General features: G+C 38.8%; 29 protein-coding genes. 18 read left to right on the plus strand and 11 right to left on the minus strand.

Annotated elements, in window-relative coordinates; translation table 11 throughout:
• Positions 1 to 74: 74 nt before the first annotated feature.
• Entirely contained in the window at positions 75 to 722 is a 648-nt protein-coding gene (locus ACIQCO_RS20105; protein WP_400431648.1) for a phosphatase PAP2 family protein, read from the minus strand.
• Positions 723 to 1,048: 326 nt separating this feature from the next.
• Here ACIQCO_RS20105 and ACIQCO_RS20110 point away from each other — a divergent pair, with 326 nt between their 5' ends.
• The 14 genes from ACIQCO_RS20110 to ACIQCO_RS20175 all read left to right on the plus strand — a co-directional run bounded on the left by ACIQCO_RS20110 (position 1,049) and on the right by ACIQCO_RS20175 (position 12,595).
• The gene (locus ACIQCO_RS20110) at positions 1,049 to 1,441 is read left to right on the plus strand and encodes a thiol-disulfide oxidoreductase DCC family protein (protein ID WP_400431651.1); all 393 of its coding nucleotides are present in this window, start codon (positions 1,049 to 1,051) and stop codon (positions 1,439 to 1,441) included.
• A gap of 15 nt (positions 1,442 to 1,456) precedes the next feature.
• A complete protein-coding gene (locus tag ACIQCO_RS20115; protein WP_400431654.1) occupies positions 1,457 to 1,885 on the plus strand; it encodes an NAD-dependent epimerase/dehydratase family protein in 429 nt (142 codons plus the stop codon).
• 54 nt (positions 1,886 to 1,939) lie between these two features.
• The gene (locus ACIQCO_RS20120) at positions 1,940 to 2,365 is read left to right on the plus strand and encodes a DUF1731 domain-containing protein (protein WP_400431657.1); all 426 of its coding nucleotides are present in this window, start codon (positions 1,940 to 1,942) and stop codon (positions 2,363 to 2,365) included.
• Positions 2,366 to 2,468: 103 nt separating this feature from the next.
• Entirely contained in the window at positions 2,469 to 3,659 is a 1,191-nt protein-coding gene (locus ACIQCO_RS20125; protein ID WP_400431659.1) for a M14 family zinc carboxypeptidase, read from the plus strand.
• A 252-nt stretch (positions 3,660 to 3,911) separates the two neighbouring features.
• Positions 3,912 to 4,460, plus strand: coding sequence for a sigma-70 family RNA polymerase sigma factor (locus tag ACIQCO_RS20130; RefSeq protein WP_400431865.1), 549 nt, complete (start codon positions 3,912 to 3,914; stop codon positions 4,458 to 4,460).
• The gene (locus ACIQCO_RS20135) at positions 4,450 to 4,848 is read left to right on the plus strand and encodes a PadR family transcriptional regulator (protein ID WP_400431662.1); all 399 of its coding nucleotides are present in this window, start codon (positions 4,450 to 4,452) and stop codon (positions 4,846 to 4,848) included. Before ACIQCO_RS20130 ends, ACIQCO_RS20135 begins: the two co-directional genes overlap by 11 nt.
• On the plus strand, positions 4,848 to 6,113 hold the full coding sequence (locus tag ACIQCO_RS20140; RefSeq protein ID WP_400431664.1) for an FtsW/RodA/SpoVE family cell cycle protein: 1,266 nt from the start codon (positions 4,848 to 4,850) through the stop codon (positions 6,111 to 6,113). The genes ACIQCO_RS20135 and ACIQCO_RS20140 overlap by 1 nt, the downstream gene beginning before the upstream one ends.
• 585 nt (positions 6,114 to 6,698) lie before the next feature.
• Positions 6,699 to 8,123: a PTS system trehalose-specific EIIBC component gene (gene treP, locus ACIQCO_RS20145; protein ID WP_400431667.1), complete on the plus strand. Its 1,425-nt coding sequence runs from the start codon at positions 6,699 to 6,701 to the stop codon at positions 8,121 to 8,123.
• Between the two features lie 252 nt (positions 8,124 to 8,375).
• Positions 8,376 to 10,043 carry an alpha,alpha-phosphotrehalase gene (gene treC, locus ACIQCO_RS20150; protein ID WP_400431670.1) on the plus strand — a complete coding sequence of 556 codons (1,668 nt, stop codon included), beginning with the start codon at positions 8,376 to 8,378 and terminating at the stop codon, positions 10,041 to 10,043.
• 14 nt (positions 10,044 to 10,057) lie between these two features.
• A complete protein-coding gene (gene treR, locus ACIQCO_RS20155) occupies positions 10,058 to 10,771 on the plus strand; it encodes a trehalose operon repressor (protein WP_400431673.1) in 714 nt (237 codons plus the stop codon).
• A gap of 128 nt (positions 10,772 to 10,899) precedes the next feature.
• Complete coding sequence (locus tag ACIQCO_RS20160; protein WP_400431868.1) at positions 10,900 to 11,577, plus strand: SOS response-associated peptidase; 678 nt, start codon at positions 10,900 to 10,902, stop codon at positions 11,575 to 11,577.
• A 239-nt stretch (positions 11,578 to 11,816) separates the two neighbouring features.
• A complete protein-coding gene (locus ACIQCO_RS20165; protein ID WP_400431676.1) occupies positions 11,817 to 12,047 on the plus strand; it encodes a hypothetical protein in 231 nt (76 codons plus the stop codon).
• Between the two features lie 63 nt (positions 12,048 to 12,110).
• Positions 12,111 to 12,329: a hypothetical protein gene (locus tag ACIQCO_RS20170; RefSeq protein ID WP_400431871.1), complete on the plus strand. Its 219-nt coding sequence runs from the start codon at positions 12,111 to 12,113 to the stop codon at positions 12,327 to 12,329.
• A 32-nt stretch (positions 12,330 to 12,361) separates the two neighbouring features.
• Entirely contained in the window at positions 12,362 to 12,595 is a 234-nt protein-coding gene (locus ACIQCO_RS20175) for a hypothetical protein (protein WP_066087128.1), read from the plus strand.
• A gap of 72 nt (positions 12,596 to 12,667) precedes the next feature.
• Here ACIQCO_RS20175 and ACIQCO_RS20180 read toward each other — a convergent pair whose 3' ends face one another.
• Positions 12,668 to 13,156: a hypothetical protein gene (locus ACIQCO_RS20180; protein ID WP_400431679.1), complete on the minus strand. Its 489-nt coding sequence runs from the start codon at positions 13,154 to 13,156 to the stop codon at positions 12,668 to 12,670.
• Between the two features lie 169 nt (positions 13,157 to 13,325).
• Between ACIQCO_RS20180 and ACIQCO_RS20185 the strand changes: the two genes are divergently transcribed.
• Complete coding sequence (locus ACIQCO_RS20185) at positions 13,326 to 14,054, plus strand: NAD-binding protein (RefSeq protein WP_400431681.1); 729 nt, start codon at positions 13,326 to 13,328, stop codon at positions 14,052 to 14,054.
• A 27-nt stretch (positions 14,055 to 14,081) separates the two neighbouring features.
• Here the strand turns inward: ACIQCO_RS20185 and ACIQCO_RS20190 are convergent, their stop codons facing one another.
• Entirely contained in the window at positions 14,082 to 14,519 is a 438-nt protein-coding gene (locus ACIQCO_RS20190) for a GNAT family N-acetyltransferase (RefSeq protein WP_400431684.1), read from the minus strand.
• A 298-nt stretch (positions 14,520 to 14,817) separates the two neighbouring features.
• Positions 14,818 to 15,189 (minus strand): hypothetical protein, encoded by a 372-nt coding sequence (locus ACIQCO_RS20195; RefSeq protein ID WP_400431687.1) that lies wholly within the window; start codon positions 15,187 to 15,189, stop codon positions 14,818 to 14,820.
• A gap of 298 nt (positions 15,190 to 15,487) precedes the next feature.
• Here ACIQCO_RS20195 and ACIQCO_RS20200 point away from each other — a divergent pair, with 298 nt between their 5' ends.
• Both ACIQCO_RS20200 and ACIQCO_RS20205 read left to right on the plus strand, forming a co-directional pair.
• The gene (locus ACIQCO_RS20200; protein WP_400431690.1) at positions 15,488 to 16,495 is read left to right on the plus strand and encodes a permease; all 1,008 of its coding nucleotides are present in this window, start codon (positions 15,488 to 15,490) and stop codon (positions 16,493 to 16,495) included.
• A 12-nt stretch (positions 16,496 to 16,507) separates the two neighbouring features.
• Positions 16,508 to 17,428, plus strand: a complete 921-nt coding sequence (locus ACIQCO_RS20205) for a TIGR03943 family putative permease subunit (RefSeq protein WP_400431693.1) — start codon at positions 16,508 to 16,510, stop codon at positions 17,426 to 17,428.
• A gap of 106 nt (positions 17,429 to 17,534) precedes the next feature.
• On the opposite strand, the gene ACIQCO_RS20210 is transcribed toward ACIQCO_RS20205, so the two are convergent.
• The 6 genes from ACIQCO_RS20210 to ACIQCO_RS20235 all read right to left on the minus strand — a co-directional run bounded on the left by ACIQCO_RS20210 (position 17,535) and on the right by ACIQCO_RS20235 (position 22,246).
• Positions 17,535 to 18,410, minus strand: a complete 876-nt coding sequence (locus tag ACIQCO_RS20210; RefSeq protein ID WP_400431696.1) for a metal ABC transporter permease — start codon at positions 18,408 to 18,410, stop codon at positions 17,535 to 17,537.
• Positions 18,356 to 19,063: a metal ABC transporter ATP-binding protein gene (locus ACIQCO_RS20215; protein WP_400431699.1), complete on the minus strand. Its 708-nt coding sequence runs from the start codon at positions 19,061 to 19,063 to the stop codon at positions 18,356 to 18,358. The genes ACIQCO_RS20210 and ACIQCO_RS20215 overlap by 55 nt, the downstream gene beginning before the upstream one ends.
• 81 nt (positions 19,064 to 19,144) lie before the next feature.
• Complete coding sequence (locus tag ACIQCO_RS20220; RefSeq protein WP_400431874.1) at positions 19,145 to 20,098, minus strand: metal ABC transporter substrate-binding protein; 954 nt, start codon at positions 20,096 to 20,098, stop codon at positions 19,145 to 19,147.
• A gap of 100 nt (positions 20,099 to 20,198) precedes the next feature.
• Positions 20,199 to 20,348, minus strand: a complete 150-nt coding sequence (rpmG, locus tag ACIQCO_RS20225) for a 50S ribosomal protein L33 (protein ID WP_066087106.1) — start codon at positions 20,346 to 20,348, stop codon at positions 20,199 to 20,201.
• 18 nt (positions 20,349 to 20,366) lie between these two features.
• Positions 20,367 to 21,563 (minus strand): GTP-binding protein, encoded by a 1,197-nt coding sequence (locus ACIQCO_RS20230; protein ID WP_400431704.1) that lies wholly within the window; start codon positions 21,561 to 21,563, stop codon positions 20,367 to 20,369.
• Positions 21,564 to 21,844: 281 nt separating this feature from the next.
• A complete protein-coding gene (locus ACIQCO_RS20235; RefSeq protein ID WP_400431707.1) occupies positions 21,845 to 22,246 on the minus strand; it encodes an SET domain-containing protein in 402 nt (133 codons plus the stop codon).
• A 227-nt stretch (positions 22,247 to 22,473) separates the two neighbouring features.
• On the opposite strand from ACIQCO_RS20235, the gene ACIQCO_RS20240 reads away from it, so the two are divergent.
• Positions 22,474 to 22,875, plus strand: a complete 402-nt coding sequence (locus ACIQCO_RS20240) for a hypothetical protein (RefSeq protein ID WP_400431710.1) — start codon at positions 22,474 to 22,476, stop codon at positions 22,873 to 22,875.
• Between the two features lie 279 nt (positions 22,876 to 23,154).
• Here ACIQCO_RS20240 and ACIQCO_RS20245 read toward each other — a convergent pair whose 3' ends face one another.
• Positions 23,155 to 23,544, minus strand: a complete 390-nt coding sequence (locus ACIQCO_RS20245) for a DnaJ family domain-containing protein (protein WP_400431713.1) — start codon at positions 23,542 to 23,544, stop codon at positions 23,155 to 23,157.
• Between the last annotated feature and the right edge of the window lie 67 nt (positions 23,545 to 23,611).

The raw sequence follows: 23,611 nt of genomic DNA on the forward strand, positions 1-23,611 counted from the left end.
AGTAAACAAGCTTTTTTTTATAAACCGCAAACAGAGTGTCTTTAGCGACACTCTTTTTATGAGTTTTTATTAAACTATTTATCTTTCACATAAACGGTCTCTGATTTTCTGCTAACACGGAAAGATAATAGTTCAAAGGTTATTCCATATAGGAAGGTAACAAGGAACATGGATCCAATCATATCTAGAATCACATGCTGCTTAACGAAAAGAGTCGAGATAATAATTAATGTCCCTAAAATATGGATTGTTAAGTTGTTTAGTACATGTTTATTTTTAATGTTTAGTGAAGCAAGCATGATGGCAAATGTCGTAAGTACATGGATACTCGGGAAACAATTAACTGGGCGATCGTTCGCGTAAATCCATTGAACAAGGTAAATAACAAAATTGTTACCTTCCACTGTAGGCCTTGGTACTGTTGTCTGAAAAAAGAAGTAAATCACAAAACAAATCAGCTCGGCAATCACAATCAAAATCAACGTTTTAATGTATATTTTGGTATCCTTAAAGCAAAAATAGACTAAATAACAAAACAAATAAGCATACCAAAGTATATAGGGAATGATAAAAACGGATATAAAAGGAATGGCTTTATCAACTGTGGCTGTAAGATCCACAGCATCATTTGCTCGGGTGTTTAATAGTTCATAAACTTTACCTAGCAGAGGCATCACGAGCAAAAATAATAAGTAGGGAGTCTTTTTTATTAGTAATTTCAAATACGCCCCTCCCCTTCTCGAAAACCCTCAAAATTAACAGTTTAATAGAAAAAATGTCGAACCTTTAATATAATATCATAAATTAGTGAAAAATCCATATATTTTCCAAGATTACTCTATAAATTATGTTGTAAATTAAATTTTCCCCTTACCTAGCATCAATCATGTCGCTAGGTAGACAACTTTACAAAAAGCAAATTGGGTGTTTTTTTCTTATATAGTACTCAGCTGTTCCACGTAGGTGCATAATTCCAAAGTAAAGAAAATGAAAATATGCTATGCTTAAATCACCTATACATAGTTGAAACTTAAGGTTGGTGTCCTGCATGGTACGAATCATATTATTTGATGGTGTTTGCAACCTTTGTAACAGCAGCGTGCAATTTATTATAAAAAGAGACCCTACTGGTACGTTTAAGTTTGCCTCCCTCCAAGGTGAAACAGGACAGGCGCTGCTAAAAAAGTACGGCTTGAATACAGACAGCGATAGTTTTGTTTTTATAGAAAATGAAAAAATACATGTAAAATCAACCGCAGCACTAAGAGTCTGCAGGAAATTAACTGGGGCTTGGAGATTGCTTGCAGTCTTCCTTATTATCCCCGCATTCATCAGAGACCCTTTATACGGAATAATCGCAAAAAACAGGTATCGTTGGTTTGGAAAAAAAGACAGCTGCATGCTCCCTAAACCAGAATGGAAAAATAGATTTTTAGATTAAAGGAGATAGGCAATGATGGAGAAGAGAATTATTTTAGCAGCTGGAACTGGATTCTTAGGCAAGTCATTAGCCCTTTTTCTCGTCAATAAGGGCTATCAAGTTATCATTCTAACAAGAGGTAAATCAAAAGTTGAGGGTGAAATGAAGTACGTCCAATGGGATGGGATTCATTTAGGGGATTGGGCGAAAGAAATTGATGGCAGCTATGCGCTCGTTAATTTTACTGGGAAAAGCGTTAATTGTATTTATACAAAGGCGAATCGAGAAGAAATTATCTCCTCCCGCCTTGATTCAGTTAAAGTTTTACGGGAAGCGATTTATACATGTAAAACCCCACCGCAAGTATTTGTCCAAGCCGGCTCCTTAGCTATTTTTGGTGATACGACAGCAATTTGTGACGAATCTTCGCCGCACGGGAGTGGGTTCTCTGTAGAAGTTTGCTAGCAATGGGAAGAAGAATTTTTCAAGGAATCCCTGCCAGCTACACGTCAAGCTCTGTTGAGAATTGGTTTTGCCTTCGGTCGTGATGGCGGTGCTCTTGAACCGTTAACAAAATTGGCTAAACGTAACCTCGGTGGGACAGTCGGTTCTGGCAAACAATATATCAGCTGGCTCCATATCGATGATTTAAATGAAATGTTCCTGCAGGCAATCGAAAACGACACATTTGAAGGCGTTTATAATGCAACTGGCCCGAATCCTGTTACCAATAAAGAATTTATGGCTACCTTAAGAAAAGTGCTAAATAAAGGGTGGACACCCCCTGCCCCATCGCCATTTGTTTGGCTCGGAGCCTATCTTTTCATGAAAACAGAACCGAGCTTAGCATTAACCGGCAGGAATTGCCTTCCGAAAAAATTGCAGCAGCAAGGATTTAGCTTTCAATATCACAATCTAGAAACAGCGTTAAAAGACTTAATTTAAGTGGACATCTGGCACGGTGCCTGACACCCATAAAACAAACAAATATTTCATTCCATTTGGCATACATTTTAGTAAAACTGTTTTTTCATCAGGAGGTTGCCAGGTGGAGATTGTTGTTAGGCAGGGCGATACATTATCGCAATACAGCCAGTTGTTTATGATTGATTTGCAGTTAATTCATGATTCTAATCGGACTATTCCGCATAATAGCCTTTCGGTTGGTCAGCGAATCCGAATTCCAGGCTTCGTCACCCAAGAATATCAAATTTGCCAGGGGGACACTTTAGCAAGCATTGCCCAAAGTCGGAATCTCCCTCTTGACGCTGTTTATCTAGTGAATCCAGGAATAAACCCAAATAATCTCAAGGAAACTCAAATTATCAAAGTTCCAAGGCGAATTACATGGAGATTAGTGAATGGCAGGCAGTCATATGATTATGCTAAATTGATGAAGGATATCGAGCGATTACTCGAGGTGTACCCGTTTCTGCAAGTTCCTTCAATCGGAAATACGGTTCTTGGGAAAAACATTCCGGAAATCCTCATTGGTAGCGGCGGAAAAAGGGTTCATTATAACGGTTCCTTTCATGCCAATGAATGGATTACCACTCCTGTTATCATGACCTTTTTAAATGATTATTTATTATCGCTGACAAATCAAAACAGTATTCGCGGTTTATCAACGTCCCGTTTATACGAACAAACCACTTTATCCATTGTTCCAATGGTGAATCCAGACGGTGTTGATCTCGTTTTGCACGGACCACCTGTAAATGAACACTTGAGAAACAGAGTTTTGGCTTTAAATAATGGAGATACTGATTTCTCGGGGTGGAAAGCAAATATTAGCGGTGTTGACTTAAATGATCAATTCCCGGCAAAATGGGAGGTCGAGAAGGCAAGAAATCCCAATCATCCTGGACCACGAGATTATGGAGGAGAAAAACCTTTGTCCGAGCCAGAAGCAATCGCAATGGCTGAGCTGACCAAAAAGCGGGATTTTACCCGAGTGCTAGCCTTTCATACGCAATGTGAAGAGATTTATTGGGGATTTGGTAATCTCGAACCGCCACAGTCAGAGGACATCGTGGAGGAATTTAGCAGGGTCAGCGGCTATGTGCCTGTCAAAACAATTGAAAGCTACGCCGGTTACAAAGACTGGTTTATTCAAGATTGGCGGAGACCAGGCTTCACGATTGAACTTGGTCATGGAATTAATCCCCTGCCAATTTCGCTGTTCAATGAAATCTACCAGAAATCACTTGGAATTTTCTTAGCGGGACTTTATCTGTAAACGGGAGGTCGAAAATATTCATCGGCCTCCTTTTTCTCATTCTTATTGACCGTGACTGCTATTTTTCAGGGAAAACGGGCTCCAATAAGGGCTATTGGCGACCGGACCACCCCTTCTAACAAAAAAAACACGCTCCAATAAACTCATTCCCTCCCCCTCTCCACCGCAAAATGTGACAATAATAGAGAAAAGAATAAACTTTTACCTATGGTGCTCCGTCTATTATTAAGACAAAGAAAGGAGATGTTCATCCTGGAAGAGTTTGTTGCCGACTTAATTAAATCAGAAGATGACGAATTACTATTTAATGAAATCATGACTAGATACGGTCAAGATATATTGCAGCTTGTCTATTCATATGTTCGAAACAAACAATTAGCGGAAGATTTGACGCAGGATATTTTTGTGAAATGCTACAAGGCGCTTCATACATACAAGCAAAACGCTAAACTAAAAACCTGGCTTTATAAAATCGCATCCAACCATTGCAAGGATTATTTACGAAGCTGGTATTTCCGAAAAGTGATGGTAACCGAAAAAATGACAGAAATGACTGGTTCATCGAGCGAAACTGTTGAGCAAGCTGTCCTTGAACACGAAGAGGAACAAACACTTGCGAATGCCGTATTGAAACTGCCGATGAAATATCGTGAAGTCATCTACCTCTTCTATTTTGAAGACATGTCGTTAAAAGAAATTGAATCCGTCTTGGGAGTTAATCAAAACACCGTTAAATCAAGGTTGAAGCGTGCAAAAGTTCTATTAAGAGAAGAACTGGAGGGGTTTGAGGATGGAAAATAAACTAAGGAATCTAAAGCAATCAATGAAGAACTCTGTTTTTAAAGAATTAGTGTTTACCGATAAGCACCAAGAAGCAATTAATCGCAGAACAAAGCAGGAAAACGTTCTTGAAGCCAGCCTTCAGCTCCTCAGTACGGAAAAAACCGGAATAGAATTGGTCCAGCTTTTAAGGGCAAGAAATATTACTAGGTTTGAAGAACAAGAAGGTTTGATCTACACCATGCTCCACCAATTAGAACAGGATGCTCTATTAACAAGCCGCTGGGCTGACCAATTTAAGTATTACATCTTAACTCAAAAAGGCAGGAAATGGTTAAAAAAGCTTGAAGAAAAAAACACCTTAGAATTGCCTTTCCTAAAAAAATTAATTGAAGGTGAAAGCTCATGATGAAGAATGAATTCCTCGCTTCAGTCATGACTTACGTTCGCTCAAAAGATGCCAAGAAAATCGTGACCAAAGAGCTTGAACTGCATATAAAAGCAAATATCGGCCATTATTTAAAAGAAGGTTATTCCGCTGCAGAGGCGGAACGAAAAGCTGTCGAGCAAATGGGCAGTCCTCTCGCCATCGGAACAAAATTTAATAAAATCTATAAGCCAAAGCTTGACTGGACGTTAATCCTTTTATTTCTAACCGTTTTAGGACTGGGAACCTTACCACTGCTAGTCTTAAAAAACTCGGATTTACCATTAAACTGGTTGTCAAAGGCTTTTGGCATTTCCCTCGGGATTCTCATCGTCGGCGGATTATTGTTTCTCAATTATAAAAGCTGGGAAAGAAAAGGCTGGATTTTTTTCGCTATTGGCACCGTGATTCTTTTGATTGCTGCTAATGGAATGAATTTGCCTTTATTAAAGCACATAAATGGACGTCCTTACTTCTCAATTGGCCCATTTTCTACTGATACGAGTATCGTTCTTCCCTTTTACCTAATTGCCTGGGCTTCGTTTTTTAAGAATCCCAAAATGAAAACGTGGCTGCTTGGAATTCTATTTGTCATCTCGCTTATATTATTATTTGGCACCTTAAATTTTGCGAGTTGTTGTGTTTATTTTACGATGGTAATGTTTATGTATTGGTTCAGCAGCAGGAAACAGATCGTAATAACAACCTTGCTGGCTGCCACCACCGCTGTGCTTGCGACAGTTGTTTTATGGAATCAAATGGTTCCATACCGAAAAACCCGAATCTATGCATTTTTAGACCCACACAAGTTCCCATCATCCGAGGGATACATAGCGATTCAGGCGGAGAAAATTCTTAAGGAAGTGACATGGGGCTTTCAGTCAATTCCAAAAAACGGTCTGTTCATTCCTGAATCACATACAGATTTTGTTTATTTAACACTAACTTATTCATTAGGCTGGGGGTTCTCGCTATTCCTGATAGCGATTTTATCAGTAATCATTGTCAAAATGGCGCTTATGGCGGTAAACATCAAAGACGAGTTTGGAAAATTACTAATCATTGGCGGGTTAACCATCTACTCCGTCCAATTACTTTATAACATTGGAATGATATTTGGACTCCTGCCCATTATCGGCATGTCACTGCCATTTATCAGCTACGGGACCGTTCCGATCCTAATCAATAGCTTGGTGATCGGAATAGCGCTGAGCATTTACCGGCGGAAGAATTTGATCATTAACTAGTACAAAATTAAGATCCTGAGAAAATGAACATAGGACTCCAGGAGTAAGGATTCGCGTATGAATCCTTACTCTTATTTTATTTATTTTTGGTTCTCTATATCAGAAAAAAGAACCCCTGATCAAAAGTCAAAGGTTCAAATAAGGACTTAGTGGTCTAGACTAAGTTCTTCATTAGGAGGTCAAAACTCAGAAGAATTTTAACATCACTATCTTACCATTTTCGAAATATTCTTTCAATGTTTAAAGCTGTAAAGAGTGAAAGTAATCCAAATGGCATGCGATGGTACATGCCGTTTGGATTACTTAATGCGTATCCCCATAACTAAAGTTAGGGGTTTTACGCTGATTTTTGAAAACTGAAACCCAAATACTCCCCCCTTTTTCAAAATCAAACCCAAGCAACATCTATAAATAAAATAAAAAAATCCTTGTTGACATACCTGTATATACAAGTTAAAATGAAAACGTAATCAAAACTTGTATATACAAGCAAAACAATTGGATGAAAACGCAAACAAGCCTGTATATAAAAAGGATAGAGATAAAATTGGGGTTAAAATTCCATTTAAACAGGGGGAAAGACAAATGAGTAAGTACACTGAGCCATCTAAAGAACTACTGGACCACATTGGCGGAAAAGAAAACATTGCTGCCGTTACCCATTGTGTAACAAGAATGCGGTTTGTTTTAAACGACCCAACTAAAGCAGATATTAAAGAAATTGAATCAATTAAACTTGTAAAAGGTACCTTTACCCAAGCAGGTCAATTTCAAGTAATTATTGGAAATGAAGTCTCAAGCTTTTACAACGACTTTGTCAAAATTGCCGGTGTAGATGGGACATCTAAAGAAGAAGCAAAAGTTGCAGCCAAACAAAATCAGAATTGGCTACAGCGGATGATGGGGCATCTTGCAGATATTTTCACACCATTAATTCCCGCTCTTGTTGTCGGAGGTTTGATCCTCGGCTTCAGAAACGTGATTGGCGATATCAAATTACTTGAAGATGGAACCAAAACCATTGTTGAAGTTTCCCAGTTTTGGGCCGGTGTCCATGCCTTCCTCTGGCTGATTGGTGAAGCAGTCTTCCACTTCCTCCCAGTCGGAATTACCTGGTCGGTGACGAAGAAAATGGGCGGTTCGCAAATACTGGGTATCGTCCTTGGTATTACACTCGTTTCTCCACAATTGCTTAATGCCTATGGCGTCTCGGGAGCAAAAGATATTCCGGTTTGGGATTTCGGCTTTACGCAAATTAAGATGATTGGTTACCAAGCACAAGTCATTCCTGCTATTTTAGCCGGCTTATTACTAGCATTCTTGGAAACAAGACTTAGAAAAATTGTACCAAATTCGATTTCAATGATTGTGGTTCCGTTCTTAGCCTTAATTCCAACAGTTTTAATCGCACATACAGTATTAGGCCCTATCGGCTGGAGCATCGGTTCTGCTATTTCAAATGTGGTATATTCAAGCTTAACATCCGCTTTTGGCTGGGTATTTGCCGCTATTTTTGGTTTTGCTTATGCACCGCTTGTTATCACTGGTTTGCACCATATGACAAATGCGATTGACCTTCAATTGATGAATCAGTTTGAAGGCACAAACCTATGGCCGATGATTGCCTTATCCAATATTGCTCAAGGCTCTGCCGTTCTTGCAATGATTTTCATCAATTGGAAAAATGAAGAAGAAAAGCAAGTATCGATTCCAGCAGCAATCTCTTGTTACTTAGGCGTAACAGAGCCGGCCATGTTCGGGATTAACTTGAAATATGGCTTCCCATTCTTAGCTGCTATGCTGGGATCAATGGCTGCAGCAGTCATTTCCGTAGGTAGCAATGTCATGGCCAACTCAATCGGTGTCGGCGGAATTCCTGGATTCTTATCCATTCAGCCGCAGCATATGGTAATGTTCGCCATTTCCATGGTTATAGCGATTGTCGTACCATTCATTTTGACCATTGCCTTCGCCAAAACAAGGATGAATAAATTTTCTTTCAAAAAATAGTCTGTGTTAAAGAATAATGTTGATCTTCGTTTCAGGCGCGAGACTCCTGCGGGATCAGCGGGACAGGTGAGACCCCGCAGGCGCTTTAGCGCCGAGGAGGCTCACCGCCCGCCCCGCGGAAAGCGAAGCGCCTGGAACGGAATTCAACATTCACTTTTTACACCCAAAAAATAAATAAAACTCCAGTAATGGAGGGAGATTCCTCCCTCCTTTTTCTTATAATTTTTCAAATAAAACAGGCAGGTGTTTATTGTGCAACAAGAATGGTGGAAAAAAGCAGTCGTCTATCAAATCTATCCAAAAAGCTTTAACGATACAACAGGAAACGGCATTGGCGACATTCAGGGTATTATTGAAAAACTAGACTATTTAAAAAAACTCGGAGTGGATGTTCTCTGGTTAACTCCTATCTATCAATCGCCTGGGCGTGATAATGGGTATGATATTAGTGACTATTATTCCATTCACGAAGAATATGGAACAATGGAAGACTTTGAAAAGCTGTTGGAAGAAGCCCACAAACGCGGTTTGAAAATTATCATGGATATCGTTATTAACCATACTTCTACTGAGCATGAGTGGTTTAAACAGGCAAGATCGTCCAGGGACAATCCATACCGTGATTTCTACATTTGGAAGGATGACTTGGACGGACAACCGCCGACTAACTGGGAATCAAAGTTTGGCGGTTCAGCGTGGGAATATGATGAGGCGACTAAACAGTATTATCTTCATTTGTTTGATGTTACTCAAGCGGATTTAAACTGGGAAAACGAAAAGGTCCGCGCAGCTTTATACGAAATGATGCATTTTTGGCTGAAAAAAGGTGTCGACGGCTTTCGGCTTGATGTAATTAATCTTATTTCTAAGAATCAGCAGTTCCCTCAAGATAACAGTGATGGGCGCAAATTTTATACAGATGGACCGCGCATTCATGAATTTCTTCATGAGATGAACGCACAGGTTTTTTCACAATACGATATTATGACGGTTGGCGAAATGTCGTCTACTTCGATTGATAATTGTATTAAGTACACGAACCCTGACCAGGAAGAACTTAATATGACGTTTAGTTTTCATCATTTAAAAGTCGATTATCCTAATGGCGATAAATGGACAAAAGCAGACTTTGACTTCCAGGCTCTGAAAAAAATTCTAACCAACTGGCAAGTGGAAATGTACAAAGGCGGCGGCTGGAATGCCCTTTTCTGGTGTAATCATGATCAGCCTCGTGTCGTCTCACGTTTCGGCGATGACGGAAAATATCACAAGGAGTCAGCTAAAATGCTGGCGAACTCGCTGCATATGATGCAGGGAACGCCCTATATTTACCAAGGCGAAGAAATCGGGATGACCAATCCGAAATTCGAGTCGATTGAAGACTATCGCGATGTTGAGACTTTAAATATGTTTAACCTCAAGAAACAGGAAGGCTTGGATGAGGCAGAGATTATTGAAATCCTCAAGCAAAAATCACGGGACAATTCGAGGACGCCCGTACAATGGAATGGTAGTGAACACGGTGGATTTACGATAGGAACCCCTTGGATTGCGACAGCGGCGAATTATCAAGAAATTAATGCTGAAAAAGCCGTTAACGATACAGACTCGATATTTTATCACTATCAAAAGCTAATTCAATTAAGAAAAGACTATGACGTGATAACAGACGGTGATTTCGAGCTTATTTTAGACAATGATGGCGAAATTTTTGCTTATGTAAGAACAAGCGGAACGGAAAAACTGCTCGTTATCAATCATTTTTACGACAACGAAAAGGTATTCGTCCTTCCTGCTCATTTACAGCTTGATGATTATGATAGTAAGGTGCTAATCTCTAACTATGAGGATTCTGCCCCGTTTGGTCAGAAAATTCTCTTGCGGCCGTATGAGTCGATTGTGTACCACCTGAAAAATTGAACGGAGCTGTCGAGATGACAAATAAGTACCAAACCATCTATAACGAAATTGCCCGGCAAATTAAAAGCGGAGAAATCCCGGCGCAGACACTTCTCCCCTCTGAAAACGACTTAAAGGATCAATTCGATACTTCGAGGGAAACAATTCGAAAAGCGTTAAATTTGCTTTCGCAAAATGGCTATATTCAAAAAGTGAGAGGAAAAGGTTCGATTGTCATCGACATTAGTAAATTTGATTTTCCCGTTTCCGGACTCGTCAGCTTTAAGGAATTAGCGAAAAAAATGGGCACCAAGCCAAAAACCATCGTCCACGAGCTTGCTTTAATCAAGCCCGATAGTATGATCAGAAAACAGCTCCAGCTTTCAAGTAAAGATTTTGTTTGGAAGGTTGTTCGCACTCGGGAAATGGGCGGGGAAAAAATTATTTTAGATAAGGATTTCTTATCCAAAAAATTCGTGCCAAACTTAACGGAAGATATTTGTGCCGATTCGATTTATCAGTATCTTGAAAACGATTTGGGCCTCTCGATTAGTTTTGCGAAAAAGGAAATTGTTGTTGAAGAGCCAAATGAAGAAGACCTTGCACTAATGAACCTTGAAGGCTTTCACAATGTGGTCGTCATTAAAAACTATGTTTACCTAGATGATGCCACCCTCTTCCAATACACCGAATCCAGGCATCGTCCTGATAAATTCCGCTTTGTTGACTTTGCCCGGAGAACACGATAACAATGGAGAAAAGACCTGCTAGTCAGTTGATAGCAGGTCTTTTCTCATTCCCGTTTGTTGGACTACGCTTAAAGATTTTATCCATAAATTTTGCTACAATGATGGTATCAATTACCGAGGTGATGTGCATGTGCGGCCGATTTACTTTAACAGCTACATTCGAAGAAATCATCGATCGCTTTGATATTCAATCCTTCATGGAGGAAGAGCTTTATTCGCCAAGCTATAATATTGCCCCATCACAGGCAGTTCTAGCTGTAATCCATGATGGGAAAAAGAATCGTATGGGCTTTTTAAAATGGGGTCTCGTCCCGCCATGGGCAAAGGATGGATCCATTGGCAATAAAATGATCAATGCCCGGGCTGAAACAATCGCTGAAAAAACAAGCTTTCGCGCCGCTTTCAAAAAGAAACGCTGTTTAGTTATTGCCGATAGCTTTTATGAATGGAAACGCCACGAAGATAAAACGAAAACACCGATGCGCATCAAACTAAAATCGAATGATTTGTTCGCCATGGCCGGTATTTGGGAGGGCTGGAAAGCGCCGGAGGGAAAAACACTTTACACCTGCTCGGTCATTACAACGGGACCCAATGAATTAATGAAGGATATTCATGACCGGATGCCTGTTATTTTACTACCGGAAAATGAAAAAACTTGGCTGGACCCGTCCATTTCGGATTCCAATCAGCTCCATTCATTACTAGTTCCCTTCGATGAAAAATTAATGGAGACATACGAGGTATCTACGCTCGTGAACTCACCTAAGAATAACTCGATTGATCTGATTCAAAAAATTTGTTAAAAAAATATTTTTTAAAAATGGACATGTTCACTACAAGCAAGTCCAAGCTAGTTCATATGATGTACTAACCCATAAAGTTTTTCCTTCTTACAAAGCGGCTCCGGCCGCTTTTTTTTTAATGTCCGTTGCAGCCTTACCATTATGATGGTCTTATTATCATTTTCAGAGAATATAGTTTAAAAATACACATGATTAAATGACGTCCTTTTTCCGAATAGTGACAAGGAAAGGAGAAAAAGATGTTTTTTATCCCCACAAAAGTCAATATTGGCGGTATTAAAATTAACAGTGCCGAACATAAAAGTGCCGTATCCATTGGAGAAAATTTTCTAAAAGGAAATAATACGTTTGCGAAAAAAAATCAAGGATTTGGCCAGCAAATTGGCGATTTAACTCTTGATTTTTGCCCCATTCATATTACTTTCGATGATGAAATTATCGATAAGCCGGTGATAAAGAATAACTATTAACATGATTTCCATTTGATCAAAACAATTTAAGGTATAGGAGTGAGCAATTTGAATATCGCACCAATGGCCATCAATTTTTTAGGATTTAAGGTAAATTCAGTCGATAATTCAGCTTTTGTTAATTTGGGACCTAACCAATTTGTCGATCAGTTTGTTTCTTACAAAAGAAATCAGGGAGTTGGCGAACAGAACGGTGACATTTCTCCTGTAAATATCCCAATTTCATGGGTGGTTGACCCTGATGTTAATGATACCAATTCAGCAAAGAACAGCATTATTTAACTGTAATGTGTTTAATCACAAGGGGTGATATTTTGGTATTCGCACCGATGGTGGTAAATCTCGGAGGTGTAAAAGTCAATTCAATCGACCACGCATCCGTCCTCAATTTTGGACCTAACCAGTTTATTGACCATTTCGTATCATACAAACGAAACCAAGGTTATGGTGAACAAAATGGAGATTTGGTTTCCATGATCATCCCTATCTCCTATATCTTAGATTCTGACATTAGCGATACATGGATCACCAAAAATAGCATCGTTTAAAAATCAATTACCCCTATCTGGTTTGGATAGGGGCTAATTTATGTGTTATCACTCTTCCCACTTTTATTGATATTAATGAATCGAAGACGTCAATTGTTTTTTTAAGTTCCTAAAACATAATGCTGTAAAAATACTAAAAACGATTCCCATACAAAAGGTGATCCAGTTAAAAAAGAGCGTATTCGTATACTGATTGTACCAGCCAAATTGGTAAATCCTCGATTCAGGATCCTCCGGCCCTCCACCCAGCAGATCTATCAAATTTTGGACAAAGTCTATTTCCAGTAAGATGAGGACGATGAAGGTTATGGACAAAGTTATGAGCAGGATGAGCCGCTGCTTAAGTGTAAATTCATGAACGACCACTATAAACCATCTGACAAAGTTAAAGAGAAATAGGAGATAAAATAGTACGGTTGGGATGGTAAACAAAATGGCAACATTTCCATTTCCCGAAATCTGTGTTGGGTTAATTGTACACAGGTCAATTAAAATAAATCCCATAATACTTAAAATCATTAACATAATCCAAAAAACTAAATAAACTGTACGCTGCCTCATGTGTTTAACCCCCTTTAAATCAACTTAAGCCCTTTCCATTCTTTATGCAAAATCTTTCTGGAAATATACCATTTTCCTTTATATCTCAGGAATTGGACTTGTCGGCGTTTTTATTGGAAAAGTGATTAATTCTATTTATCTAATCGATAAACTTAAAATGGGAGGGAAAATGAAATACACAGGCAAAAACCATATTATCCTGATTGGCTGGAGTGCAAAATCAATATTAGCAATCGAAGAAATAGTTAAATCTGATAAAAAAATCGATATTGTCATCATTGATGATGTGGAAAAGGTCCCTATAATGGCGGAGCGACTGTTTTATGTTCGTGGGAATGCGAGCGATGAGAAAACACTACTGGATGCAAATTTACCAAAAGCAACCGGGGTCATTATTTTTGCTGACCAAATTACCCAAGACAACTATGCAAGAAAAGATCCGCTTCTCGTTGATGGCAAAACGTTATTAATCGCGACCGCCATCACAACCATCGAGGAAAGATACCATAAGTCCATCCACGTTACTGCTGAGGTCATTCATCAAAACCATATTCCCTTATTCAAGCATGTGAAAGTCGATGAATTTATTCCGACCGAAGAAATGATTTCTCATGCAGCAGTAAGGTCATTATTTTCTCATGGTGTTACTCATATGTTTTCGGAACTGATGAGCACACAATATGAGGAAGCAATGTACGAGATTCCTAAACAACCTGAATGGCTGACATACCGTGATGCCTTTTTTGACCTTCTCGGCAAAGGCGCGACACTCGTTGCCGACCGCGGTGACCTGCAAATAAACCAAAAACTTGATGATAAAATTCCTGAGGATGCCCAGCTATTCGTAATTTGTGACAAAGATACCCTTGACCAATTAAACAAAAATAAAATTCAATAATGGGATGCAATACTTGCATCCGATTATTTAAATCGAAAAATAATAAAAGTAATTGGATTCTTTTTTAAAGCCAACTTTTTCATACAGTCGCTGCGCCTTTTTGTTATCCTCAGCGGTTTCCAACAAAACTCCTTTTGCACTCGTACTCGCGGCAAAGTGGATTGCCTCTTTTAGTAAATTTCCCCCTACGCCCTGTCCGCGGACTTCTTCCTTTACATACAAATCGTTTAACAGCCATGACCGCTTCATACTCACCGAGGAAAACGATGGATAAAGCTGCACAAAACCAACCGGATTTTGATTGTCGTAGGCAATAAATACCATCGATTCATCGTTCGTTAATCTTTCCTTCAAAAAGCCCCTTGCCCCTCCTAGGTCAGATTTTTGCTGATAAAACAGTCTGTACAAATCAAATAGTTCAGTTAAAGCATCAAGGTCATGTAATGTTGCCTTTTGGATCATCATTTAGATAGTCTCCTTTATTATTTGACTACACCTAATTCTCAGATTTAACAAAGAAAATCAAATGAATAATGCCTGTTAAATTCGGTCTTCTTAGTTGTATATTCTTTATATTTTATTTAATTCCTTCTAAAACCCATCAGACTGTTAAGATAATTTTTAAAACAAAATTAATTGGTAGTTGCTAAAGGAAATAACTTGTTAAATGGAAAAACCCTTGATTTCTCAAGGATTTTTCAAAAGGAAAGCAAATTTCAATTTTACAAACATTTTATATTAACTGCGGTGTTAAAAGCTTCCATCAATGCTGGCCGGGAAATCCTCCCATGCCTCCATGACCATGATAGCCGTCCCAGCCTCCATGTTCACCATGTCCGTGATATCCGTCCCAGCCGCCATGCCAGCCATGACCTGGGTATCCGCCCATGCCGCCATGCCAGCCATAACCTGGGTATCCGCCCATGCCGCCATGCCAGCCATAGCCTGGGTATCCGCCCATTCCTGGATATCCTCCATAGCCTCCAAAACCGCCCATTCCTGGATATCCTCCATAGCCGCCTACAGTGCCGTATCCACCCATACCTGGGTATCCGCCCATGCCGCTATAGCCACCAACACCTGGAAATCCTCCCATGCCTCCAAAACCGCCCATAAATTGTCTCGTATCATACATTCGAGCATCTCTCCTTTATTTAGGTTACAGTCTAGACTATGTCGAAATCCCGAAAAGGCATGGGCAAATGTCCTATTTTTTACGAAACAAATTGGATAGTGGATGTCGCAGCGAAAATCAAGGGTTTCTGATTCATTAAAATCCTCAAAAAAATAAATAGTAATAATTACGTTTTAAAAATAATAAGACAGTTACATAGAGGGATTATTCTCTTCTAATTTTTTAAAGAAGTCATTATCTTACTAGAAGAACATACTATTATGGTAGGAACAATAGAGCTAAGGAGGGATCTATTATTTTGTTCTACTTAACTAAGTTCTTAAAAGGTAGTTTAAGCATTCTATTATTTTGTCTCTTTATTTTTCTATTTCTTTTTGGAGAGCTAGTAAATAAACTGGCTATTTTCGATAAATTCCCTGGCGCTTTTTTCAATGTCAACACGATTTTCCTTAGCATCATCTTAGAAGCGATTCCGTTTATCTTGTTGGGTGTCTTTGTATCAGCGATCATTCAATCCTTTGTCTCAGAAAATATGATTCAGAAACTAATGCCTCGTAATGCTTATTTGGCCGTTATCCCTGCTGCCCTAATTGGTATCATTTTTCCTATCTGCGAATGTGCAATCATTCCAGTTGTTCGACGATTGATCAAGAAAGGAATGCCTGCACATGTAGGTGTTGCCATTATGCTTAGCGCACCCATTATAAACCCTGTTGTCTATGCATCCACCTATTTTGCTTTTAATAGTACGCCATATATGGCAAATGCAAGAATGTTTGTTAGTTTTATCTGTACGATCATCATTGGATTGATTGTTTACCGATATTTCAGGAAAGCTGACGTCTTGAGGACTAAGAAACAAGATCATCCTCACGATCACGACAATCATCATTCTCAGAAAAATAAGCTATTGGCAACTTTTTATCATGCCAGTGATGAACTATTTGATATGGGCAAATACTTATTTATCGGTGCTTTTTTGGCAAGTCTGTTTCAGGTCTTTTTCGATCGGAATGTATTGTTATCATTTGGGACAAGTACGTCCGGGGCGCCAGGAGTGATGATGGGCTTGTCCTATGTGTTGTCTGTCTGTTCTGCGGCCGATGCCTTCATTGCTTCCTCCTTTGGTTCCACTTTTACAAAAGGTTCATTGCTTGCTTTTCTTGTGTTTGGCCCGATGCTGGATATAAAAAATACGTTCATGTTATTTGCTTATTTTAAAAAAAGGTTTGTCTTATTCCTTATGGTTGTGATCCCCTTTGTCGTTTATGTCACGGTATATATTTTTCAATTAACCGTTTGGTAGGAGGTCTGTATAATGAAAAGAATGAAAAGAATGAAAAGCGAAAAAAAAACCTATCACCATCTAATTAGGGGAATTATTCTGATCGGATTTATGCTCCTGCTATTGAAACTACTCCTTACGAATAATATCACTCTTTTTATTGCACCGAAGATGGACGGTTTTATTTACTTTACACTATTTGTTATTCTATTATTGGGGGTTCTATTAATATTTCGAGGGACCTCTGAAGAAAATGCACACTACGATTGTGAGTGTGAGGGAGAACATTCCTATCCAAAATCGAAATTAAAGAGTTTGTTCCTTTATTCGATCTTTATTATTCCGATTACCACCGGACTCCTTTTTGCCGATCATGTCCTCGACAGCTCTGTTGCCAAGAATCGAACCCTAAAACTTGGCGCAGATACGCAGGATATGACAAAAATTCAACCAGCAAAAAAGAATAAGGAATCATCTGATCCAGGTCAACCTGATTCCTCTCCCGCCCCTTCATCCGCGGAAATGCCGGAACCATTATCACAAGCTGAGTATTCATCATTAACTAGCAACCTTTTACAGGCTACTAGCATTAATGTTACTGACGACACCTACGTTCCAATGGTCAATATTATTCAAGAAAACATGGAGAAAATGTTAGGCAAAACGATTACTATTAAGGGATTTATCTATCGGGAAAAAAATTTCTTCCAAGATCAAATCGTCATTGCCCGCTATGGAATCACTTGTTGTGTAGCAGATGCCTCAGTATACGGCATCATGGCGAAAGGGAAAATAGCCAACTTGCCAAAAGACAAATGGATCCAAGTGACGGGTGCAATCAATCAAACTATATTCGACGGGGCTCCTATTCCGATTATCAATATCCAAGATTATAAAATGATTCCCGTACCTAAACAGCCGTACGTTTATGATGCTGGGGTGAGAATAGAATAGGTCGATATATAGTGTTTGCAAGGTTTTACTGGCGGAATCGCTAACTTTACGTTCAGAAGCCGTCACTTATTGAAAAAAAGAGCTTAGATTTTCTAAGCTCTTTTACCTAATTGTCAAATGATCTTGTTTGCTGTATTTGAATGATTTTTCTGCTCCTCGTTTTCAAAACCCTGGAGAAATAGAGAACCATCTTCTGCACAAAAAAACCTACCAATAAAATCAGAATTAAGATGAGTGTAATCGTAGCCCCGGGAGGCGTTCCTAATTCATATGAAGAAACGAGACCGGCGTAAATACTAACAATCGATGTGAATTCAGCAACAAGAATTACCATGGTAAATCCCTTTGCCAAGCGAATCGCAAAAGCTGCCGGCAGGACAAGTAAAGCTGAAACCAGTAATACTCCTATGGTTGGAATAATCACCGAAATTGCCAGTCCTGTGATAATACTAAATGAAAGAGAAAGCAAATTCGTATTAACCCCACTAGTGTAGGCGGTGTCTTCGTCAAAAGTCATCAAATATAATGGTCTTTTGAGCACAATAAAATATAGGAGGATGCAAGCTGCAACCACTGTTAGTACCTTTACCTGTATTGGACTAATCGTTACAATCGAGCCAAATAGGTATTGATCGATTGAAGTAGGCGTCCCGCCACTACTGATACTCATCAAAAATAAGGCAAACGACAGTCCTGCAGCCATCAAGATGGCTATCGATACTTCAGAATAAGTCCTGTAGGCACGGCGCATATATTCAATTCCTATCGCACCGATGACGACTATTAAAATACTAGAAAAGGTAATATTGATATGAATAAAAAAACCAATCGCAACTCCTGACAGTGAGATATGGGAAAGGGTATCGGCCATTAATGCCTGCCGCCTTAAGATCAGGAACACGCCAAGTAAAGGCGCAATGATGGCAATTACTCCTCCAGCCCATAAAGCCCGCTGCATGAATTCAAGACTAAGCATTTCCATCCCCCATGTTCCCCCCTTTCCAACTGCAGTGTTTTTGTAAGATATGGATCTACCTCATCCTGATTATGGGTCACCATAATAACCGTTCTTCCATGTTCCTTTACTTGATGAGACAAAAATTCGTAGAACGCCTTTCTGCTGCTAGCATCCATACCAGTTGTTGGTTCATCTAACACAAGTAAGTCTGGTTCCGACGCTAAAGTCCGGGCAATACAAATTTTTTGTTTTTGCCCTCCGGATAATGATCCAATCTTATGGTGACGAAACTCCCACATCCCCACCATCTTTAAGGCATTCTCTACTATTTGTACATCCTGACAGTTTAAGCGCTTGAACCACTTTCCTTTTTTAAATCTTCCTGAACGAACTAGCTCCAGTACCGTACTTGGGAAACCTGCATTAAATGAGGCGATTTGCTGGGGGACATACCCAATCGTAAGACTTTTTCCATAAGCATTATGCTTACTTACAGATACTATGCCTTCCCAAGGTTTAAGCAATCCAAGAAGCAATTTAATCATCGTCGTTTTGGATGCGCCGTTTTGTCCAGTTATCCCTACAAACTCGCCACTTTCAATTTCAAATGAAACACCATTTAGGCTTGGTAAATGGTTATAACCAAACACAATATTTTCCACGGAAGCAAGCCTCATTATGTAACACCTCTCTTACTATTTATCCAACTTAATGCGGAAACGAAAAAGTGTATACACTTTTTCGTTTTCATTAATTCCCTATTTTTGCGAGAGTGTTTCCACAAGTGACTTTAAGTTTTTCTTCATGACTTCAATGTAATTCCATCCCTTTTCCTGATCCGCTTTGCTTAATCCTTCAAGCGTATTGAGAACCTTCGTTTTTGCTCCAATTTCGCTTGCCAGTGTTTGTGCTACTTTTGGAGAAGCCAACTCTTCAAAATAAATCGTGTGAAGATTATGTTCTTGCGCAAATGTTTTAAGCTCCGCTAATCTCGCAGCACTTGGTTCCTCTTCCGGAGATAGCCCGGCAATCGGTACCTGCTTAAGACCGTATTCCTTTGTCAAATAACCAAAGGCGGCGTGTTGGGTAATAATTTCTTTTCCAGCATACTCTTTTAGGCTATCCCGATAGCTTTGATCGAGATTTTTAAGTTGTTGGATGTATTCTTGACTATTTTTCTCATAAACTTCTTTATTTTTTGGATCTTTTTTCACAAGTGCTGTTGTAATCGTCTCTACTTCTTTTTGTGCAAGCGCCGGGCTAAGCCATACATGAGGATCCATGGCATGACCATGATCATGGTCATGCTTTTCCCCATCCTCTTCCTCAGCCGTCCCTTCCATTAAAGCAATCCCCTCACTGGCTTCAATAAATAATGGTTTTTTATTTTTATCGAGTGACTCCTCCACCTTTGGAACCCAGGTCTCAAAAAATGGACTGTTGTATACAAGAAGATCAGCTTTCTGAATGTTAGCCATATCCTTTGGTGATGGTTCCCAGGCATGGGGTTCTGAACTTGCAGGAATTAACAGATCAACAGTTGCTTGATCACCTGCAATGCTTTTCGTAAACTCATACATTGGATAAAAAGTAGTAACAACATGTAGCTTTTTATCTCCATCAACGCTACTTTTTTCATTAATTGTTTCTTTAGAACTGCATCCGGAAATGAAAGTCAAGCAAGCCAGCGCTACAATGCCAATCTTGATCATTTTCGTAAGTCTATTATTTTTCAAGTTTCTCTCTCCCTGTTTTGAATCGAAATAGTTACGATTTATACTCCAAAAAAAACCGCTCGTTTCTCTAATTTCGTTACTTTGTTTCTCTATGCAACGTGTGTCGCTTTAACCGTGGGCAATACTTTTTCAATTCGAGGCGCTCAGGGTTTGTTCGTTTATTTTTTGTTGTGATATAATTTCGATCCCCTGTTTCTGTACAAGCTAAAGTGATAGTTACTCTCATTTTTTTATCCTCCTGAAATTAATTGATTGCAGCTTCGGTAAATAATGGCAATGGATCGTTTAACAAAGACCAATCCTGTGATAACTCATCATCGGTTAGTAAACATTGATCAAGCGAACGCTCGATTTCTTTTTGTTTCATCTCAATTCCGATCAATACAAGTTCAGTTAACCGGTCTCCATAAGTATGATCCCAACGCGCTAACAATTCCGGTTCTTCTTTCAATATTTCCTCTTGTTCTTCCTTTGAATAGGATGCAATCCATTCTCCGGCTCCCTGGAAGGTAATTGATGGACCCGCTTGCGAAAGTAGGCAAGCGATATTGTTTCGTGATGCCAGCCAAATAAATCCCTTAGCCCGGACCACTTCAACTGGCCAATTTTCTAACCAATTCATAATGCGTTCTGGGTGAAATGGCTTTTTTCTTTTGTAGACAAATGAAGAAATACCATATTCCTCTGTTTCCGGAATGTGTTCCTCATTCAATTCCTTTATCCATCCTGCCCCTTGACTCGCTTTTTCAAAGTCAAACAAGTTCGTATCCAAAACTTCATGCAATGGAATGATAGAATGGTCGGTTTCTAAGATTCGAGCATCTGGATTTAACTTTTGAATAACTGCCTTTAATTCACTTATTTCCTCATTATCCACGAGGTCGATTTTATTTAACAGGATGACATTCGCAAACTCGATTTGATCAATCAGTAAATCCACCACTTCTCTTGTATCATTGAGGTCGGTAGCCTGTTTTCGATCAATTAAGCTATCTCCTGAAGAAAAATCATTCCAAAACCGATTGGCATCGACAACCGTAACCATCGTATCCAAACGACAGAATTTTGACAGATCAATCCCTAAATTTTCATCCACGTATGTAAAAGTTTGTGCAACAGGAACTGGTTCACTGATCCCAGTTGATTCAATTACGATGTAATCAATATCGCCTGTTGAAGCTAGTTTTTCCACTTCGATAATTAAATCTTCTCTTAGCGTGCAGCAAATGCAGCCATTCTGTAGCTCTACAAGTTTTTCATCTGTTCGTGAAAAACCACCTTGTTTAACAAGCATGGCATCAATATTTACTTCACTCATATCATTCACGATTACGGCAACCTTTTTATTTTCACGGTTTTCCAAAATATGATTAAGCAGCGTCGTTTTACCTGACCCAAGGTAGCCGCTTAACACTGTAACTGGAATTGTGTTTCTACTCAACTGTACATCTCTCCTTCGTTTTGTTTTCAGCAATTATAAGTTCGACATATTATATTGCAGATAAACCATAATCATTACGATTTAAAAATTAAAAAATAAGCTGTAGACTTATGCCTTCTGTCATCCACCTATATATATTAAATCGTAACCATTACTATTTGCAAGTGTTTTTTTATTTTTTTCTCATAATCCCTCCATTTTCATGAGTCAAATAGCTCCGTTTTCATTGAAAAAAGGATAGATTAAGCAGAAATAACTGCTTCCATCTATCCTTTTTTGATTTACTTATTTTCGTCCGTGCTATCTTGATCCTTATTAAACCAAAGCGGTTCATTGTCATCCTCGTCGCCATTATAATTGATGAGGATCTCTTCCCCTGCTTTTATATCTTTATAAGCATAGAAATCAAAGGAGTGATTTGGAAAATTAATTTCATAAGTGGCATTTGGCTCATACGAATGGTTAAACAACATGCCATATCCTAAAACGAACGCGGTGTGGTTCACACCATATTCAAAGGCATAATCGGCAAGTAAGGTTTTTTCTATGTGAACATGCTCCTCGTTTGGATAAGGAATAACCGGTGCTTGATGAATCAGCTCACCTTTTGCGATATCACGCGTTGCAAATACCCCTCTATTTAACTCCCCATCACTAAGCGTCGAAGTTTTAATCTCAATCATATTAATCACCTATTAATTCTTTCATAAGAAGATTTTTTTCCTTCTTAAGCTTGCCAGTAAATAGGACAGAAAGCAAATGTTTTTTCTTATAATGGTGCCTGACACAAATTTTAAAATTATGGTAATTTCTTTTTGGAATTAAAACCATACCTTTTGATGAAAAAAGGTACTATTTTTCCAAATTCATCATAATATAGAATATACGTTCGTAGGAGGCGAGGAGTTTGATGAAAAACAATGAATCCTTCATTACAGGTGAGATGTTGGTCAAGTATTACGAACTGAATAAACAGAAAAAAGAAATTGAGCATGAAATGAATGAATTAAAGGATGCTTTTCAAACTTATTTTAATAACTTGGTCGGCCCCGAGCATAAAGGTGAAATCACCATCAGCGGCTACAAGCTCCAAAGGCAGATTCGAAAAACGGAAAAGTATGATGAAGAAGAAACGATTAAAAGATTAGAAGAATTACAGATGAATGACCTGATTCAAGTTGTTAAAAAGCCAGATCATGAAAAAATTAAATCCGCGCTTAATTTAGAATTACTAAGTCCAACTCATATGGAAGGCTGTATCCTAACCACCTACTCACCAGCAATAATAGTAAAACCAATCACGCCAAGATAATTTTAAAATATGGGAACATATGTGGCATCTGTTTCAACCTTTGGCATCCCAGAAGTTCAGCAGGCAATTGATGAGATTGGGGAATTTGTTACTCAACAGTTGATTTAGACGAAATAAAAACGCTTGGGATTCACCTCCAAGCGTTTCCTTTTCTTTTAAACACCTAATTTACCAGTCACGCATTCCATTGCTATCAATCGTAAGTCAATTAGCTATCAAATTGCTAGCAAGTTGATATCAAGGCTAGCTAATTGCTCTATCTTTATATTAGTGAGCATCTTATTCCCAAATTTTATAAAGCTTTTCAATATTGTCTAAACCAATCCTTCCTCGCTGCATGCTTGGTGGACAGCTGGAATTATACTTCTTTATTTTTTCATTAATTTCAGCGATTAAGTTGGTTAATTCAGGTTCATTTGCATTTTCTTCTTTTAATTTTAGCGCCTTACCTATCTCTTGTCTTATTTCCTTTTGCAAGGCTACAAATGGTGGCAGATATCCGGCTTCTTTCGCAGTATTGAGGAAATTGGAATAGATATCGCCTGAAAATAACCGAGATGGAAGTGGTTTTCCGAATCCCGGGTGTTTTTTCATTTCCTCATCCAAATTATAATCTTTCGAAACTTGATCCATCCAATTAACATGACCATTATCTTTTTTAGAATCCATTGAATTTCTTCCCCCCTCTCTTTTTCACACTTTATGTTCTTTATTCTTTCTTCCCAGTGGATATTCC

The organism is Neobacillus sp. NPDC093127, from assembly GCF_044754175.1.
Taxonomy (GTDB): domain Bacteria; phylum Bacillota; class Bacilli; order Bacillales; family Cytobacillaceae; genus Neobacillus.

Bases quoted from the DNA above. Each gene is read 5' to 3' on its own strand.
- ACIQCO_RS20160 (WP_400431868.1), top strand. From the start codon at position 10,900: ATGTGCGGCCGATTTACTTTAACAGCTACATTCGAAGAAATCATCGAT.
- ACIQCO_RS20140 (WP_400431664.1), top strand. From the start codon at position 4,848: ATGAAGAATGAATTCCTCGCTTCAGTCATGACTTACGTTCGCTCAAAA.
- ACIQCO_RS20115 (WP_400431654.1), top strand. From the start codon at position 1,457: ATGGAGAAGAGAATTATTTTAGCAGCTGGAACTGGATTCTTAGGCAAG.
- ACIQCO_RS20245 (WP_400431713.1), bottom strand. From the start codon at position 23,544: ATGGATTCTAAAAAAGATAATGGTCATGTTAATTGGATGGATCAAGTT.
- ACIQCO_RS20170 (WP_400431871.1), top strand. From the start codon at position 12,111: ATGGCCATCAATTTTTTAGGATTTAAGGTAAATTCAGTCGATAATTCA.
- ACIQCO_RS20240 (WP_400431710.1), top strand. From the start codon at position 22,474: ATGAAAAACAATGAATCCTTCATTACAGGTGAGATGTTGGTCAAGTAT.
- ACIQCO_RS20165 (WP_400431676.1), top strand. From the start codon at position 11,817: ATGTTTTTTATCCCCACAAAAGTCAATATTGGCGGTATTAAAATTAAC.
- ACIQCO_RS20110 (WP_400431651.1), top strand. From the start codon at position 1,049: ATGGTACGAATCATATTATTTGATGGTGTTTGCAACCTTTGTAACAGC.
- ACIQCO_RS20235 (WP_400431707.1), bottom strand. From the start codon at position 22,246: ATGATTGAGATTAAAACTTCGACGCTTAGTGATGGGGAGTTAAATAGA.
- ACIQCO_RS20220 (WP_400431874.1), bottom strand. From the start codon at position 20,098: ATGATCAAGATTGGCATTGTAGCGCTGGCTTGCTTGACTTTCATTTCC.
- ACIQCO_RS20185 (WP_400431681.1), top strand. From the start codon at position 13,326: ATGAAATACACAGGCAAAAACCATATTATCCTGATTGGCTGGAGTGCA.
- ACIQCO_RS20190 (WP_400431684.1), bottom strand. From the start codon at position 14,519: ATGATGATCCAAAAGGCAACATTACATGACCTTGATGCTTTAACTGAA.
- treR (WP_400431673.1), top strand. From the start codon at position 10,058: ATGACAAATAAGTACCAAACCATCTATAACGAAATTGCCCGGCAAATT.
- treP (WP_400431667.1), top strand. From the start codon at position 6,699: ATGAGTAAGTACACTGAGCCATCTAAAGAACTACTGGACCACATTGGC.
- ACIQCO_RS20135 (WP_400431662.1), top strand. From the start codon at position 4,450: ATGGAAAATAAACTAAGGAATCTAAAGCAATCAATGAAGAACTCTGTT.
- ACIQCO_RS20210 (WP_400431696.1), bottom strand. From the start codon at position 18,410: ATGGAAATGCTTAGTCTTGAATTCATGCAGCGGGCTTTATGGGCTGGA.
- ACIQCO_RS20195 (WP_400431687.1), bottom strand. From the start codon at position 15,189: ATGTATGATACGAGACAATTTATGGGCGGTTTTGGAGGCATGGGAGGA.
- ACIQCO_RS20205 (WP_400431693.1), top strand. From the start codon at position 16,508: ATGAAAAGAATGAAAAGAATGAAAAGCGAAAAAAAAACCTATCACCAT.
- ACIQCO_RS20180 (WP_400431679.1), bottom strand. From the start codon at position 13,156: ATGAGGCAGCGTACAGTTTATTTAGTTTTTTGGATTATGTTAATGATT.
- ACIQCO_RS20215 (WP_400431699.1), bottom strand. From the start codon at position 19,063: ATGAGGCTTGCTTCCGTGGAAAATATTGTGTTTGGTTATAACCATTTA.
- rpmG (WP_066087106.1), bottom strand. From the start codon at position 20,348: ATGAGAGTAACTATCACTTTAGCTTGTACAGAAACAGGGGATCGAAAT.